Below are 16389 nucleotides of genomic sequence, written 5' to 3' on the forward strand. Positions count from 1 at the left end.
ACCATGGCACGCTTTTTCCGTCGCCGTAAGTTCTGCCGCTTCACCGCCGAAGGCGTGAAGTACATTGATTACAAGGACCTTGATACTCTCAAGTCCTATATCACTGAAACCGGTAAGATCGTACCCAGCCGCATTACTGGCACCAAGGCTCGTTATCAGCGTCAGCTGTCCACGGCCATCAAGCGCGCTCGTTATCTGGCGCTGCTGCCCTATACCGACAGCCACCAGTAAAACAAGGCGACTGGCGTAATGCAGGCACTGGCCCGTTGGGTAATGCGCGGTACGCCGCAGGCGGCGATGGTCGCTTTGATTGCGGCGTTGATTCCCTGGTTGTTCTGGCTGAGTGCCGCCGTTGCTGCGTTGGTAACGTTACGTCGCGGCTTGGGCCCTGGTCTGCCTGTTGTGATTGCCGCTGCGCTGCCAGCTGGCTGGTGGTGGGTCCAAGGGGATGCCGTTCCGCTTGCCAGTGTTTTGTTGGTAACGCTGATGGCGACCATACTGCGCGCCCGGATGCGTTGGGGGGAGACCCTGATTGCCGGCATGCTGGTCTGTGTGGTGCTGGTGCAGTCCGGCATTTTCCTGCCTCCGGGCGGGGCGGGTCCGCTGCTCGAACAGGTACGCCAGAATTCGGCAGATGTCGATGCCATGCTCACCGAGTTGAGTGCCCAGGGTGTCTCCAGCGAACAGCTGGCAGGCATGTTGATCGGCGGCGTTACAGGACTAGTGGTACTGCTTGCGGCAGTCGCTTGTTTGGCACTAGCGCGTAGTTGGCAAGCCGGGTTGTATAATCCCGGTGGCTTTCGCGACGAGTTCCATGCGCTGCGTTTGAGCACCAAGGAGCTTTTGCTGCTGGTGGGCGTTGGTGTAGTGGGCGTGCTGGTATCCATGCCGATGGCGACGATGCTGGCGTGGATACCCTTGCTCGTGGCGGGCATTGCGCTGGTGCATGGTTGGATTGGATTGAAGGGGATGAGCGGGTTCTGGTTGGTCGGCTTTTACGTATTGTTGCTGACGACCTGGCCCACGATTCTGGTTGTGCTGTTGCTGGCCGTTGTCGATACTTTCGCGGATTTCCGCGCACGCTTGGCCGGCAACCACCGATGAGAGGTTAACGAGATGGACGTCATTCTGCTCGATAAGATTGGCAAGCTGGGTAACTTGGGTGACCAAGTCGCTGTCAAGGCCGGTTACGGTCGCAACTACTTGGTGCCTTACGGTTTGGCCGTGCCGGCTACCAAGGAAAACGTTGCCGCTTTTGAGGCGCAACGTGCCGAGCTCGAAGCACAAGCCGCAGAGCGTAAGTCTGAAGCCGAAGCGCGTGCTGAACAGCTGGCTGAAATCGAGCTGTCGTTGGTCGCCAAGGCGGGTGATGAAGGCAAGCTGTTCGGCTCTATCGGCCCGCGCGATCTGGCCGATGCACTGACGCAGGCGGGGCTTGATGTAGTCAAGAGCGAAGTGCGCATGCCGGAAGGTCCGATTCGCCGGACCGGTGAGTATGACATTACGCTGCAACTGCACGCGGAAGTCGCTACCAGCGTTCGCATCGTGATCGTGGCCGAGTAAGCGATTACCGCCAGGTGACATGCCGGCATGGGGCGCGAAGGGTAACCTTCGCGCCCTTTTTGTGCCATGAGCCAAGGTGTTGGGGTACGTGAGACAGGGGCCCTGAGGTGCAACGGTATGGCTACCACGGCATCATAGGGGTGGCCGACACGGTGAACGTGTGCACTTCGCCGACCTTCGATATCGACCGGTCAGGAAACGAGCATGAGCGAATACGTCGAGCACGACCAGGAAACCGCGGCCCTCAAAGTGCCACCGCACTCGTTGGAAGCCGAGCAATCAGTGCTCGGCGGGCTGATGCTGGACAATAGCGCCTGGGATACGGTCTCGGAGCGTCTGACTGCCGACGATTTCTATCGCTACGAACATCGTCTGACCTTCAATGCGATGGCGCAGCTCGCCGAAGCAGGGCATCCGCTCGATGTGGTCACGCTGTCGGAGACGCTGGAAAACCGCGATCAGTTGGAAGGTGTGGGCGGACTGGCTTACTTGGCCGAGCTGGCGCGCAACACGCCATCGGCGAGTAACATTCGCGCTTATACCGATATCGTGCGTGAACGAGCGACCTTGCGCAAATTGATCCAGGCAGCCAATCAGATCGCCGAAGGCGCCTTCGCTCCGCAGGGGCGACCCTCCGACGAGCTGGTCAACGAGGCCGAGCGCCTGGTATTTCAGATCAGCGAGGACCGCCCCAAGACCGGTGGGGCGATCGGCATGAGCGACCTGCTCAGCAAGGCCGTCGATCGTATCGACGAGCTTTTCAACATGCAGGGTGAGATGACGGGGCTTTCCTCCGGTTTTCGAGACCTGGACGAGATGACGTCGGGGCTGCAACCGTCGGACCTGGTGATCATTGCCGGGCGTCCTTCCATGGGTAAGACGACATTCGCCATGAATGTGGTCGAACATGCGGTCATCTCTAGCGACAAGCCGGTCGTGGTGTTTTCCATGGAGATGCCCGCCGATGCCTTGATGCTGCGCATGCTGTCCTCGTTGGGGCGTATCGACCAAACGCGCGTGCGGACCGGGCAGTTGGAAGACGAAGACTGGCCGCGCTTGACCTCGGCGGTCAATTTGCTCAAGGACAAGCAGCTCTTCATCGACGATACGGCAGGGCTTTCACCCAACGAGATGCGTTCACGTACTCGGCGTTTGGCGCGCGAGCACGGGAACATCGGCATGATCATGATCGACTATCTGCAGCTCATGCAGATCCCTGGCTTTTCCGAGAACCGTACCGGTGAGATTTCCGAAATCTCGCGCTCGCTCAAGGCCTTGGCCAAGGAGTTCAACTGTCCGGTCGTCGCGTTGTCGCAGCTCAACCGCTCGCTCGAGCAGCGACCCAACAAGCGCCCGGTGATGTCGGATCTTCGCGAGTCGGGGGCTATCGAGCAGGATGCCGACGTCATCGCCTTTGTCTATCGCGATGAAGTCTATAATCCTGACAATCCCGACAATCATGGCTTGGCCGAATTGATCATCGGCAAGCAGCGTAACGGGCCGATTGGGACCGTTCATATGGCCTTCATCGGCAAGTACACACGCTTTGAGGACCTCGCTCCCGACAGCTATGGTCAGCACATGGGCGAGTGATGATGGCAAGGCAAACATGCCGGTGTTGCCTTATAATGCCGGCTCGCAAGTGAACAGGAGGGGAGATGGCGAGCGGATTTCAACGTGGCAAGAAACGTACCCCCAAGCTCGAGGGGCGCGGCCAACTGGAAAGCGTCGAGCGTGAAGGGCCGTTCAAGGAATGGCTGGGGATGCCCGATCTCTACCGCTATTCCCTGGTCGTCGATGGTGAAACCTACAGCTATCAGACTGAGGATGCCGAACTGCCCGTTTCGGTCGGTGATCGTGTAGTGTTTCGCTACAAGGAAACCCGTGCGGGTAACTGGGTCGACCGTAATTCGCTCGGAGTGGCGATCGATCCCTCCACGTATCAGCGCGATTCTTGATGCGTTAGTCTCGGTGGGCCAATGTCACATGAACGTCATGTGGCGTTGGCCTAATGAGACCCATGACCGATACTCTTGCTCCCGTTTCCAGTGGTCAGCCGGCTGCACCGGCGCTATCCGACATTGTGCGTGAAGAACGTATCGATGTTCATTTCCAGCCTATTGTGGCTATCCGCTCCGGGGGCGTATTCGCTTATGAAGCGCTGTCGCGCGGCCCCGGCGAAAGTATTTATGCCCACCCTCTGACGATGTTCGAAGCGGCCAGAAAGCAATCGTTGCTAGCGCCGCTGGAAGCCGTCTGCCGACAGCGTGCCATTACCGCTTGGGCGGCGGAAGGGCTCGACGAGCTGTTGTTCATCAATGTCTCTCCCGAGGTACTGCTAGATCCCCAGCATCGCAATGGTGAAACCCTGCGTTTGCTCACACGGCTGGGTATCCCGACGCATCGCCTAGTCATAGAGCTTACTGAACAGTCGCCGGGCATCGACCCCTATCTCATGGCGGAAGCCGTACGTCACTATCAATCGATGGGATTCACGATTGCGCTGGATGATCTGGGCGAGGGTTATGCAAGCTTGCGGCTCTGGTCACAAATTCGCCCCGACTTCGTCAAGCTTGATCGGCATTTCGTAAGTGAACTGGATCGTGACTATGTCAAGCGGCGGTTCGTGCGGGCATTTCTGGACGTTGCTCATGGGATGGGATCACGCGTGATCGCGGAGGGCGTCGAACGTGAAGAAGAGCTCGATTACTTGCACGAGCTGGGTGTGGACTACTACCAAGGCTGGCTGTTCGCGCGGCCATCACCGACGCCGAAAGCCGAGCGTGCGGCGCTGAACGAGCATCTTGCACACTTGGTCGTGCGCCAGAAAAGCCCCTCGCAGACATGTATGGGGCGACATATTTGCAAGGTGCTTCCTTCGCTTGCCATAACGGTAACGGTGGCCGAGGCGAGTGAGCGCTTCAGTTCCATGCCGGATGTAGGGGCGATGGCCGTGGTCGATGATCAGGCCATTCCCATTGGTGTTCTCACGCGTGAGGCAGTGATGGCGCTGGTGGGGAAACGCTTCGGCTTCGATTTGTATGGCCGAGAATCAGTGACCAAGGCGATGCATGTAGCGCCGTTGTGTGTCGAAGTCACGGAGCCGCTCGATCAAGTATCGCGCAAGGTGACGGGGCGAGGAATCGAACAACGCGACGAGCCATTCGTGGTTACCCAGCAGGGGCGCTATGTGGGCATGGGGCAGTTAGTGGCATTGCTGCAGCAAATCACTGAGCAGAGGGTGGCAATCGCAAGCCAGGCCAACCCGCTGACCCAACTGCCAGGCAATGCGCCAATCCGGGCGGCGCTCGATGACTTCGTCGGCGAGTGCGAGCCATTTGTCGCCTGTTACTTGGACCTCGATTACTTCAAGCCATTCAATGATCGTTTCGGTTATGTCATGGGCGACCAGGTGCTGCTGGATGTTGCCGTCACGCTGGATACCATGAAAGGTCAGCACGATTTTCTGGGACATCTGGGAGGGGACGACTTCGTATTGCTGCTTGAGTCTCGAGAAGACTTGCATGGCTTCCTCGCGGCCTTGCAGCAAGCGTTCGTAGCGCGTTTTACGCCCCGTCTGCCTGCCGAGGTGGTCCGGGACAACGGCTTCATGGCGCAAGATCGGTTTGGGCAGGAGCGTTTTTTTGCGTTGCCACGCCTGTCGGTGGCGGCATTGTGTGTGCCCGCCGGTCAGGCTCCGCATAGCTTTGGTGATTATTGGAGCTCTCTCAAGCAAAGCGCCAAACGCGCTGTCAATGGGCGGCTTGTCGTAAGGTTCAAGGAAGAAACGTTAGCGTCGAAAAGCGGTCTAATTTTTTAGTTGCGCACTGGCATCAATGTTGGAGTCATTAATGCGGCGTGCAACGCGACATGCACCCCTTGCCTCTACCAGACTTATTGCAACATGCCTGTCATCTGAACAAGGCAAGCTGGGCGTACGCTGTGGTAGGTAGCGTATGTCGTGTCGAATTTTATTTTCTCAAGGAGAACGCTATGGAAATCAACGAACTCAAACACTTCGTAGATGCGGAGCATAACTTCGAGATTCGCGTTATCAGCCACGCGGGCAGTCGTCTGTACCGCGTTGAGGTGGAGGACATCGAAGGTCAGCGCTACCCGCTGATGCGACGTGGCAAACCGATGCTGTTTCGTGCCCTTGACGATGTCTATGCAGAGCTCAAACGGGCAGGAATCCATCGTGCCTATCTCGTACAGTGGGTCGCCCATGACGAGGTGATCGGCCGTGACACGCAATATCAGTCCCCGTTGACTTCGCGCATGCCGTTGGTGTTTTGATCTCCCAAGCATGACTCACACAATGCGCGTTAAGCGCTCCATTCACCCACCGCAATGCTGAATTGATAGCCCGGCGAGCAGCCGGGGCCTGGGTGCGAAGGCACCGGGCATCCCTCCTTCTTCACGACGTTATCCTCTATTATTGCCGCGCGTTTGTTCAGGGCATGCCATGTAGGCAGCTCAATGCCGTGCTAAAGCTTAGACGCATCTTATGCAGGTATTGTACAAATCGTCTCCATAGTATAACGCGATAAGCGCAACGTGCCCGTGGCTTGTTACACTGGTTGACCACGGTCTTTTACAGGAGAGGTTTCAATGGGGTCAGCTCCCTTCGGCGTCATGCTCGTCAATCTTGGCACGCCCGAGGCCCCGACGGCGTCAGCGGTGCGTCGCTATCTGGCGGAATTTCTCGGCGACCGGCGTGTGATCGACCTACCGCGCGCTAAGTGGCTGCCGATTCTGCATGGCATCATCCTGCGCATTCGGCCACCGCGTGTCGCCAAAGCCTATGCCTCCGTGTGGCGGGAGGATGGTTCGCCGCTGCTCGCCATCGGGCGCCGCCAGCAACGCGCGCTGAAGGAACGACTGGCGACGCGTATGGACACCGAAATCCCCGTCGAGTTGGCAATGACCTATGGCAAGCCCAGTATGGAGGAAGCCGGCCTGGCGTTGCGTGACGCCGGGGCCGAACGTATCTTGGTGCTGCCCCTGTACCCGCAGTTTTCCGCCACGACGACGGGGGCGGTATTCGACCGCTTGGCGCGCGCACTGGCGCCGTGTCCGCATTTGCCGGAGTTGCGTTTCGTGCGTGACTACCATAACCATCCGGCCTATATCGGGGCGCTGGCAGAAAGCGTTCGCGAGCATTGGGCGGCGCATGGCCGGCAATCGCGATTGCTGTTTTCCTATCACGGTATCCCCAAGCGCTACGCCGATGCCGGCGATCCTTATCCACGGCATTGCGAAGAGACCAGCCGTCTGGTGGCTGAGGCGTTGGGGCTCGAGGCGAATGAATGGCGCCAGACTTACCAGTCGCGCTTTGGGCGCGAAGAATGGCTCAAGCCGTATACCGACGAGACCTTGAAGGCATGGGGCGCCGAAGGTCTCCAGGGCGTCGACGTGATCAGCCCCGCCTTTGCCGCCGATTGTCTGGAAACGCTGGAAGAGCTTGAGGTCGAGAATCGCGGCTATTTCGAGGAGGCGGGCGGCGGTGCCTACCAGTACATCCCCGCGCTCAACGATCGTCAGGATCATATCGACCTGCTGGCCTCGCTCGTCGAGCAGCACACTCAGGGTTGGTAACAGACCGCTCGCTTTGCTGTCTTCCTCAATACGCAAGACGCCGATGGCGAAAGGCCATCGGCGTCGCGACGTGGATTAGAAACAGGCAGTCAGGGCAGCTTGGAGCTCCCTTGGGGGGCTTCCTCGAGAGTCGTTTCGTCGTCATCTTCCTGAAGTTCTTCGGGATTGCCGCGCGTCCGGGGATCGCGCGGAAGCTTCTGGTGCAATGCGCTCTTGCTAAGCAGATGCGCCGAAACCGGAGCGGTGATGAACAAAAAGATGGTGATCAGCAGCTCCTGCAGGCTGGGGCCGCCGTTGAGCAAGCTGAAATAGGCAATCGAGGCTAGTAGTACACAGCCTACGCCGAGCGTAGAAATCTTCGAGGGGCCATGTAGGCGCATGTAGAAATCCTTCATGCGTGCCAGCCCCAGCGAGCCGATCAAGGCGAAGATGCTACCAGCGATCAGAAAAAAGGCGATGACGCCTTCCATCAGGGTATATAACGCGATCATGATCCCTCCGCTATTCGATGATATCGCCGCGCAGCAAGTACTTGCATACCGCCACGGTGCTCACGAAGCCGAGCATGGCGATGAGCAGCGCTGCCTCGAAATAGGTGCGATGTCCTAGCCAGATCCCGAACAGCACGATCAAGGCGATGGAATTCACGTACATGGTATCTAACGCCAGGATGCGATCGGGTAAGCTAGGGCCCACCGCAACCCGGTATAGGTTGAGCACGATTGCGATTGCGAAAAGCGCCACGCTGATCTTGAGGGCAAAATCTAGCATTCGAAGATCTCCTTGAGCGGGCGCTCATAGCGCTCATGGATATGACGTTTCATGTCGCCGATATCATCCACATCCAAGACGTGGATCAACAGGGTCGTGCCATCCATACGCAGATGCGCCGAGACCGTCCCCGGTGTCAGGGTGATGGTGCTGGCCAGCATGGTGATCGCGAAATTCTCCTGTAGCTCGAGCGGATATTCGACGAAGGCAGGACGTGCTCGCCCTAGCGGGTCGAGTATGACCTTAGAGGCTTCCAGATTGGCGACCACGATATCGAGCAGGACCCGGAAGAAATAGCGCACCATGAGCCAAGGCTTCTTGATCCGGGGCTGTGCCTCCCAGAAAGGCTTGGTGATCAACGGGATGACGATGGCTAGAAAGCCGCCGAGCAGCCAGTGCCCCAAGGCGACGCCATTCATCAACAGCAGCCACACGATCAGTAGCAAGACGGACAACAGCGGCATCGGCAGCCACTTGCGAGGACGAATCATGCATCACCTCCAGTGTCGCCGCGAGCGATGATGGATTCTACATACGCATCGCGGTCGAGCAATTGGGCGGCAGTCGCCTGGGTGAACGCCGTAATGGGGCCGGCGAAGGCCACCATGAGTGGCGCACAGCTGATCAGCATGAGCGTGCCGGTGACGCGCAGTGGGCCGAGCGTGACACCGGTTTTCTCGCCCGACGCCCGCCAGAAGATGGTGGAGCCGGTGCGCGATAGCGCTATCAAGGAAGCGAGCCCGCTACCCAGAAGAATCGGCCACAGCCAATGCTGCTGGGCTGTCGTTGCTGACTGAAGCAGCATGGCCTTGCCGAAGGCGCCGGACAAAGGTGGCAAACCGGCCATGGCGATGGCGCCAGCGAAGAACATCAAGCCCAGTATGGCGGGCTGCGCCAGCGTGCGGGACTGGACGATGCGCGCCCCTGCCTTGCCGCGCTGCTGTGCAATGGCATCGACCAGCAGGAACAAGCCGCCACTGACCAGGGTAGTGTGAATCAAGTAATATAGCAGTGCGCCCAGCGCGGCTTCGCTGTGCATGCCGATACCCGCCAGCAGGGTGCCCACCGAGACCAGAATCAGATATGCCACCTGGGTGCGCATGTCGCGTGCGGATAGCACGCCTATGGCACCGAGCGCGAGCGTGGCCAAGCCTAGCCACCATACCCACGGCTGGGCGAGATTGGCCAAGGGGCCGGCCTGTTCGCCGAAGATCAACGTGTAAACACGGATGATTGAATAGATCCCGACCTTGGTCATGATCGCAAAAAGGGCTGCTATCGGCGCCGGCGCGGCGGCGTAGGCGCGCGGCAACCAGAAATATAGCGGCAACATGGCTGCCTTGAGCCCGAACACGATCAACAGCAACAGCGCGCCGGCCTTGACCAGTCCCAGGTCGGCGGTATCCAGCGTGGTCACGACCGCTGACATGTCGGCCATGTTGAGCGTCCCCATAGTGCCATAGAGGATGCCCAGCGCGATCAAAAACAACATCGACCCTAGCAAGTTGAGCGCCACGTAATGAAAGCCGGCATGCGTGCGTGCCTTGCCGCCGCCGTGCATCAACAGCGCATAGGAGGCGATGAGCAGTACTTCGAAGAAGACAAACAGGTTGAAGAGATCGCCGGTCAGAAAAGCGCCGTTGATGCCCATCAGTTGCAACTGGAACAGCCCGTGAAAGTTGGAGCCTTGCTCATCGTCACCGGCGCAGGCATAGAGCAAGCTGCCCAATGCCAGTACCGACGTAAGCATCACCATCAGGGCAGACAGACGGTCGAGTACTAAAATGATGCCGAATGGCGGTTGCCAGTCGCCCACAGCGTAATAGCGGATGGCGTCGTCGGTGCTTTCGGCAACCAGTAAGACCCCTACCACTACCAGCGCGATCGTGGAGAGTACGTTAGCGGTGCGGCGTAAGGTTAGCGCGCCGCCACGATGGATCAGCAATGCCACCCCAGTGAGCAGCGGCAGCAGGACCGGCAGAATGATCAAATGCTGCATCAGGACTTATCCTCCCGCGGCTCGTCGACACGGTTGCCGTTGACGTGGTCGCTGCCCACATCACCGCGCACGCGCATAGCGAGGATCACTGAGAAGGCGGTCATGGCGAAGCCAATGACGATGGCGGTAAGCACCAATGCCTGCGGAAGCGGATCAGCGTACTTGCTGGCGTCATCGCTGATCACGGCCGCACCGTCGGTGGTTAGCCCCCCGGTTGAGAACAAGAACAGGTTGACGGCATAGGACAACAACGTCAGGCCGACGACCACGGGGAACGTGCGCCCGCGTAGCGCCAGGTACAATCCGCTGGCGGCCAGGATCCCCGTGGTGGTCGCGAATAGCGCTTCCATCACGCTTTCTCCTTCTGCTTGGAGGGGCGGTGCGATGTGGTCACCTTGCCCAGGTTGGCAAGAATCATCAGCGTGGCACCGACCACGGTAAGGTAGACACCGAGATCGAACAGCATGGCCGTGGCCAGCTCCACGTCACCGATCAACGGGATGTGGAAGTGGCCGAAGGCCGAGGTCAAGAACGGATACCCGAAGGCCCAGCTGCCGACCCCGGTCAGCGTGGCGATGGCGACGCCAGAGACGGCGATCGGCTGATACTGAAACGACAAGCGTTGCTGGGCCCATTCGACCCCATGGGCGATGTACATCAAGATCAGCGCCACCGCTGTCACCAGCCCTGCGATGAAGCCGCCACCCGGGGCGTTGTGGCCGCGCAGGAAGATGAAGACCGAGACCAGCAGAGCCATAGGCAGCAGCGATTGGGAAACCGATGCCAGGATCATGGGGTAGCGGTCCGGCGACCAGGGCCGCCCTTCGCTGTCGCTGGAGGGCATGAACAGGCGCAAGCGATTGAGCAGCTTGTAGATGCCGATCCCTGCGATGCATAGCACCGTGATCTCGCCAAGAGTATCGAAGCCACGGAAATCGACCAGAATCACATTGACCACGTTATGCCCGCCGCCGCCGGACACACTGTGCTCGAGGAAGTAGTCTGAAATCGAGTTCAAAGGACGCGTCAGCAGCGCATAGTTGAGGCTTGCCACCACACCGCCGAAGCCCGCCGCGAGCAGGACATCGCGCACGATGCGCGATGCACTCGACTCTTTGGGCGTCTTCTGCGGCAGGAAGAACAGTGCCAGCATCAGTAGGATCACGGTAACCACCTCGACCGCCAACTGGGTCAATGCCAGGTCAGGCGCCGAGAAGCGTGCGAAGGCCAGCGACGCCATCAAGCCGACTACTGAGAGCATGATCAGTGAAATCAGGCGGCGGCGATGCAGGAAGGCCGTCGCCAAACCGGCGAAACAGGTGATCGCGGCACCGACGATGAGCAATGGATCAGCCTTCTGAACGGCCAGCTCGCCTTTCAAGGTTTCGATTCCCATCAAGCTCATGCCAGACACGGCCAGGGCGCTGATGACCACCCACAGCATGTAGCGTTGCAGCGAACCGTTTTCGAGGGTATCGATGCCCCATTGAGTGAAGCGCACCAGGCGTTGAACGGCGCCCTCGAAGATTGCCAGCGAGTTGCGCGATGGGAATTGGCGGTGGAAGGTGAACAGGTGCTGGCGTAGCACGTACACCATGAAGCCACCGATCAACGCGATCGCGCTCATCAGCAAGGGCAGATTGAAACCGTGCCAGATGCTTAGGTGAAGCTCTGGAGCAGGCATCGTCAAGGCGGCATCGGCGGCCGTCGTCAGTATCCCTGTGGCGCTGAAGGCGGGGAAAAGCCCGATAATGATACAAACGATCGCCAGCACCAGGACTGGCAGGCGCATAGGAAAAGATGCCTCGTGTGGCGTTTTTTCCAGCTCGCGCGGTTTACCGTCGAAGAAAGTATTGCGCACGTAGCGTAGCGAGTATGCGGCGGCCAGGATGCTCCCGATGGTGGCTAAAACGGGGATTAGCCACGCCAAGCCGCCGAGAAGCGGTGTCTCAAGTGTCTCGGCGAGCATCATCTCCTTGGAGAGAAAGCCATTGAGCAAGGGAAACCCGGCCATCGAAGCCGCCGTGATCGCCGCCAGTGCGGTGGTCATCGGCATGTAGCGCCACAGGCCCTTGAGCTTGCGAATATCCCGTGTGCCGCACTCGTGGTCGACGATGCCCGCCGTCATGAACAGCGCCGCCTTGAAGGTCGCGTGGTTGAGAATATGGAAAAGGCCGGCAACTACAGCCATCTGGCTGTTGAGGCCGAACAGCATGGTGATCAGCCCCAGATGGCTGACGGTCGAATAGGCGAGAATCGTCTTGAGGTCGAGCTTGATGAGCGCGAAATAGGCGCCGTAGAGCATCGTCACCAGGCCGGTCAGGCTGACCAGGTACAGCCACTCTTGCGATCCGGCCAGCGCCGGGTGCAGGCGCGCCAGCAGAAAGACGCCGGCCTTGACCATGGTGGCCGAGTGCAGGAACGCCGATACCGGCGTCGGTGCCGCCATGGCCTGGGGCAGCCAGAACTGGAACGGAAACTGGGCCGACTTGGTGAACGCGCCGAGAAGGATCAAGAGCAATGCCGGCAAATAGCGCGGATCCGCAAGGATGACATCGCGGCTATCGAGCACCGTCTGCATGTCGAAGGTACCGACGATCTGGCCGATCAAGATCAAGCCAGCGAGCAGTGCCAGCCCGCCCATTCCGGTGACGGCCAGCGCCATGCGAGCGCCTTTGCGAGCGGCTGATTGATGGCTCCAGAAGCCGATCAGCAAAAATGACGACAGGCTGGTCAGTTCCCAGAACATCCATAGCAGGATGAGGTTGTCGGCCATCACGATGCCCAGCATCGAGGTCATGAAGAGCATCAAGTACGCATAGAAACGCGGCATGTTGTCCGCTTCGGACAGGTAGTGACGCGCATAGAGAATGATCAGCAGCCCGATTCCCAGGATCAGCAGCACGAACAATAGCGAGAGCCCATCGAGGCGCAAGGCGAGATCCAGGCCCAAGGCTGGCACCCACGAGAACGCCAAGCGCGGAACCTCGCCGGCGATCACGCCGGGCGTCTCGCGTAATGTGACCAGCAGTGCGATGAGTGGCATCGCGGCGGTCAACAGCGCGCATTGATGGCGTCGCTGGTTAGAACTCAGCGATGGCAAAAGACTGCCGAGCAGCGGCAACAGCACGATCAGTAGCAATGACATGCAACTTGCTCTTGTCGTTTAACGTTTGAGGGTACCCGCGACCGTCCGGGCGGAGGTTCGGATACGAGTATGGACGGCGGCAGCGCGAACGTCAGTCGCGAACGACGGGAGGGTCCGTCAGATAAGGGCGTCTGATGCCTCGAGGTGCCAGCATCCAGGCAGGGGTGCGGTCGGTTGCATCGCCGGCTGGCATGAGTGACAGACGATGGGCACCGTAATGGCAGGGCATGCGCAGCGGCAGGCAGCCGGGCAGGGAGTGTCCTGTCATGGTGTCTCTCCTCCTTCGGAACGCTTCGGCGCAAAGCTGTGCGTACAGCGGCTTGTATTGATTGATGATTTGTTGCGTCGGGCGCCAAAACGGGATGGTTGACCGAATGTACCATGTCCCTTCCTGGCCTCGCCATAGCCTGGATGGCGAAAGATGCAGCGGTGCATGTTTTTCAGGACATAAGGGCTCTCTGGTGGCAGCGTCTTCGCCTAGGTAGCATGGCTCCTGCGCGGCAACCGTGCCTGCCTGATTTGGCCTTATCGTCGTCATTGACAAAGGATCGACATATGAAACGACCCATTTGCAGCCTCGCATTGGGATTTTTCCTGGCGGGATGCCAAGGCATGGCGACCAGCGATACCGTGGTGTCCTCGGCCCAGAACGATAGCGCGCCGGCGAAGGTCTCGAATACCGGCACCAGCGACACTACGGATGGAGACACTACGGATAAAGAGGTGCGCCAGGATTTCGCTGCCTGGGTGGAGGACTACCGAGAGCATGCGGCGGCGGAAGGCATTGATGCCATGACACTGGCAGCTGCCTTCGACGATGTTAGCTTTCAACCGCGCATCGTTGAGCTTGACCGCTCGCAACCGGAATTTTCCCGGCCGGTGTGGGCGTATCTGGACACGGCGGTCTCCGACCAGCGCGTCCGTCAGGGGCGTGCAAAGCTCGACGCCCACCGCGATGCCGCGATGCGTGCGGAGAATCGCTACGCGGTGCCGGCCGAGATATTGACGGCGATTTGGGGGGTGGAAAGCAACTACGGCAGCTACTTTGGCCACTTTTCGACCATCGATGCGCTAGCCACGCTGGGATTCGAGGGGCGGCGCCAGGATTTCGCCCGTCGCGAACTGCTCGCGGCCTTGAAGATTCTGCAGAGCGGCGACATCGACCGCGAGCACATGCGTGGCTCGTGGGCGGGCGCCATGGGGCATACACAATTCTTGCCGTCCAGCTTCCTCGCCTATGCGGTCGATGCCGACGGTGACGGCCGCCGTGATATCTGGGGCAGCGTGGACGATGTGATGGCCTCGACGGCCTATTATCTTGAGGAGGCCGGCTGGCAAGCAGGCCAACCCTGGGGCGTGGAAGTCACTTTGCCCGACGATTTTGATTATGCGCAAACCGAGCTGTCGGTGCGTCACTCCAGCGATGAATGGCGGGCCCAGGGCGTGACCGCTCGCGAAGGAGCCTTGCCGACGTTCGACAAAGCCTCGGTGATTGCCCCGGCTGGCGCACGCGGTCCTGCGTTCATGGTGGGCCCTAACTTTCGGGTCATCATGCGCTATAACGCCTCCACCAGCTACGCCCTGGCCGTCGCGACACTGGCCGAGCGCATCGTAGGGGGAGATGGGGTTCAAGGCGCCTGGCCGCGTAATCTCGAGCCGCTTTCGCGCACCCAGGTCAAGGAGATGCAGCGCCGTCTCAACGCCTTGGGTTTTACCACCGGCGGGCCGCCGGATGGGGTCGTGGGGCCCAATACCCGCGGGGGACTACGCGCATTCCAGCGTAGCCAGGACATGACAGCGGATGGCTTCCCTACGCGCGCCCTGCTCGAAAGGCTGCGCGATGCAGGAGAGCCGTGAATGCGTCATCAGGCCGGGGGCTGCTCACCGTTGCTTGACGGCAAGCAGGAGAGAAGAGGTGGCTGAGCTAGATCCAGCGGCGTCAGGAATAGACCTTTTCCACGACACGCGAGGGTGTGGCGGAATCGTTGTCGGTTTCGAGCTGCGGGAGAGACGAGGCGACGTGTTGGATCGCGCTGACCACATCATTGGCGCCGGAGCGAATCTTGTCGATGGCATGCCCGGCTTCCCCCGCCATGCGAACGCCATTCTCCACGCTGCCCAGGCAGGCTTGCATGCCACCGTTCACTTCTTGCGTAAGGTCGCGCAGGCTGGCGATGGTGGCGGTGATATCGCGGGTGGCTTGCGAGGTACGTATCGATAACTGACGAACTTCATGGGATACCACCGAGAAGCCACGGCCATGTTCGCCGGCGCGGGCAGCTTCGATGGCAGCGTTGAGCGCCAGCAGGTTGGTCTGCTCGGCTATCTCGTGAATGCTTTCGATCACCGTGGTGATGTCGTCTGAGCGTTGTTCCAACGTGGCGAGCTGTTGCGAGGTACTGGCGACCTGATCGGCGATACGGCGGATTTCGGTGACGGTGTCGTTGATGATGCGCGAGCCGTCGTTCGCCGACGCTTCGGTTGTCGAGGAGATGCGATAGGCCATTTGAGCGCTTTCGTTCTCGCGCGTCACACGGTCGGTAATGTCGGTGGCGAACTTGACCACCTTGTAAAGATGGCCATCGGGATCGAAAACCGGGTTGTAACTCGCTTCGAGCCATAGAGGGCGGCCCTGCTTGTCGACACGCTTGAACTGCCCCGACATGAATTCACCGGCATTCAGGTGGCGCCAAAAGTCGCGATATTCCTGACCTTCGACGTAGTCGCGCTCGCAAAAAATACGATGGTGAGTGCCCTCGAGTTCCCTGAAGGTGTAGCCCACGGTATCGAGAAAGTTCTGGTTGGCGGTCACGATATGGCCGTCGGGCGTGAACTCGATGATGGCCATGGCGCGGTCGAGGGCGTTGAGGCGACTTTTCATGTCCTGTTCGCGGCGAATGCGCTCACTGATGTCGGTCGCTGTCTTGACCACGCGGACGACCTTGCCGTGACGGTCGCAGATCGGATTGTACGAGGCTTCCAGCCAGAAAGGGTGGCCATCGTGTGCCACGCGCTTGAAACGACCAGCAATGAATTCTCCTTGACGAAGACGTTCCCAGAAAGCGGCGTACTCTTGGCTTGCGGCCAATTCGCGTTCGCATAGCAGGCGGTGGTGCTGACCGACCAATGCGTCGGCCTGATAGCCGGTTGCGGCGAGAAAATTGGTATTGGCCGAGAGGATGATGCCCTCGGGCGAGAACTCGATAACCGCCATGGCGCGGTGAATGGCATCGAACAGTGCTGCATGGTTTGGCGGTGAACGAAATAGGGCCATTCCTGCATTCCTCTTATTATATCCTTGGCGCGGCGT

Annotated in this window: 17 protein-coding genes; 9 read left to right on the forward strand and 8 right to left on the reverse strand. The window is 59.6% G+C overall.

Annotation, left to right across the window (positions count from 1 at the left end; all coding sequences use genetic code 11):
- Window positions 1-3: 3 nt before the first annotated feature.
- From rpsR to hemH, 8 genes are all read left to right on the forward strand, one after another.
- The gene (gene rpsR / locus LUN51_RS09465; RefSeq protein WP_040244525.1) at window positions 4-231 is read left to right on the forward strand and encodes a 30S ribosomal protein S18; all 228 of its coding nucleotides are present in this window, start codon (window positions 4-6) and stop codon (window positions 229-231) included.
- Window positions 232-249: 18 nt separating this feature from the next.
- The gene (locus LUN51_RS09470) at window positions 250-1104 is read left to right on the forward strand and encodes a hypothetical protein (protein ID WP_277811064.1); all 855 of its coding nucleotides are present in this window, start codon (window positions 250-252) and stop codon (window positions 1102-1104) included.
- Window positions 1105-1116: 12 nt separating this feature from the next.
- Complete coding sequence (rplI, locus tag LUN51_RS09475) at window positions 1117-1563, forward strand: 50S ribosomal protein L9 (RefSeq protein ID WP_040244521.1); 447 nt, start codon at window positions 1117-1119, stop codon at window positions 1561-1563.
- Between the two features lie 204 nt (window positions 1564-1767).
- Window positions 1768-3156: a replicative DNA helicase gene (gene dnaB / locus LUN51_RS09480; protein WP_178997719.1), complete on the forward strand. Its 1389-nt coding sequence runs from the start codon at window positions 1768-1770 to the stop codon at window positions 3154-3156.
- Window positions 3157-3221: 65 nt separating this feature from the next.
- Complete coding sequence (locus LUN51_RS09485; RefSeq protein ID WP_040244516.1) at window positions 3222-3521, forward strand: hypothetical protein; 300 nt, start codon at window positions 3222-3224, stop codon at window positions 3519-3521.
- Window positions 3522-3583: 62 nt separating this feature from the next.
- Window positions 3584-5383: a bifunctional diguanylate cyclase/phosphodiesterase gene (locus tag LUN51_RS09490; protein WP_277811065.1), complete on the forward strand. Its 1800-nt coding sequence runs from the start codon at window positions 3584-3586 to the stop codon at window positions 5381-5383.
- A gap of 173 nt (window positions 5384-5556) precedes the next feature.
- Complete coding sequence (locus LUN51_RS09495; protein ID WP_277811066.1) at window positions 5557-5859, forward strand: DUF6482 family protein; 303 nt, start codon at window positions 5557-5559, stop codon at window positions 5857-5859.
- 315 nt (window positions 5860-6174) lie between these two features.
- Entirely contained in the window at window positions 6175-7161 is a 987-nt protein-coding gene (hemH, locus tag LUN51_RS09500) for a ferrochelatase (RefSeq protein ID WP_277811067.1), read from the forward strand.
- Between the two features lie 89 nt (window positions 7162-7250).
- Here the strand turns inward: hemH and LUN51_RS09505 are convergent, their stop codons facing one another.
- From LUN51_RS09505 to LUN51_RS09535, 7 genes are all read right to left on the reverse strand, one after another.
- On the reverse strand, window positions 7251-7652 hold the full coding sequence (locus LUN51_RS09505; RefSeq protein WP_277811068.1) for a Na+/H+ antiporter subunit G: 402 nt from the start codon (window positions 7650-7652) through the stop codon (window positions 7251-7253).
- Between the two features lie 10 nt (window positions 7653-7662).
- Window positions 7663-7932, reverse strand: coding sequence for a K+/H+ antiporter subunit F (locus tag LUN51_RS09510; protein ID WP_040244506.1), 270 nt, complete (start codon window positions 7930-7932; stop codon window positions 7663-7665).
- A complete protein-coding gene (locus tag LUN51_RS09515) occupies window positions 7926-8423 on the reverse strand; it encodes a Na+/H+ antiporter subunit E (RefSeq protein ID WP_246894332.1) in 498 nt (165 codons plus the stop codon). The genes LUN51_RS09510 and LUN51_RS09515 overlap by 7 nt, the downstream gene beginning before the upstream one ends.
- On the reverse strand, window positions 8420-9934 hold the full coding sequence (locus LUN51_RS09520; RefSeq protein ID WP_246894349.1) for a monovalent cation/H+ antiporter subunit D: 1515 nt from the start codon (window positions 9932-9934) through the stop codon (window positions 8420-8422). Before LUN51_RS09520 ends, LUN51_RS09515 begins: the two co-directional genes overlap by 4 nt.
- Window positions 9931-10281, reverse strand: a complete 351-nt coding sequence (locus tag LUN51_RS09525) for a Na+/H+ antiporter subunit C (protein WP_246894331.1) — start codon at window positions 10279-10281, stop codon at window positions 9931-9933. Before LUN51_RS09525 ends, LUN51_RS09520 begins: the two co-directional genes overlap by 4 nt.
- Window positions 10281-13079: a monovalent cation/H+ antiporter subunit A gene (locus LUN51_RS09530; RefSeq protein ID WP_277811069.1), complete on the reverse strand. Its 2799-nt coding sequence runs from the start codon at window positions 13077-13079 to the stop codon at window positions 10281-10283. The genes LUN51_RS09525 and LUN51_RS09530 overlap by 1 nt, the downstream gene beginning before the upstream one ends.
- 91 nt (window positions 13080-13170) lie before the next feature.
- On the reverse strand, window positions 13171-13347 hold the full coding sequence (locus tag LUN51_RS09535) for a hypothetical protein (RefSeq protein WP_175575915.1): 177 nt from the start codon (window positions 13345-13347) through the stop codon (window positions 13171-13173).
- Between the two features lie 287 nt (window positions 13348-13634).
- Here LUN51_RS09535 and LUN51_RS09540 point away from each other — a divergent pair, with 287 nt between their 5' ends.
- Complete coding sequence (locus LUN51_RS09540; protein ID WP_277811070.1) at window positions 13635-14936, forward strand: lytic murein transglycosylase; 1302 nt, start codon at window positions 13635-13637, stop codon at window positions 14934-14936.
- Between the two features lie 82 nt (window positions 14937-15018).
- On the opposite strand, the gene LUN51_RS09545 is transcribed toward LUN51_RS09540, so the two are convergent.
- Entirely contained in the window at window positions 15019-16353 is a 1335-nt protein-coding gene (locus tag LUN51_RS09545) for a methyl-accepting chemotaxis protein (RefSeq protein ID WP_277811071.1), read from the reverse strand.
- Window positions 16354-16389: the final 36 nt, after the last annotated feature.

This window comes from Chromohalobacter canadensis (assembly GCF_029544075.1).
In the GTDB taxonomy this organism is placed as follows: Bacteria; Pseudomonadota; Gammaproteobacteria; order Pseudomonadales; family Halomonadaceae; genus Chromohalobacter; species Chromohalobacter canadensis_A.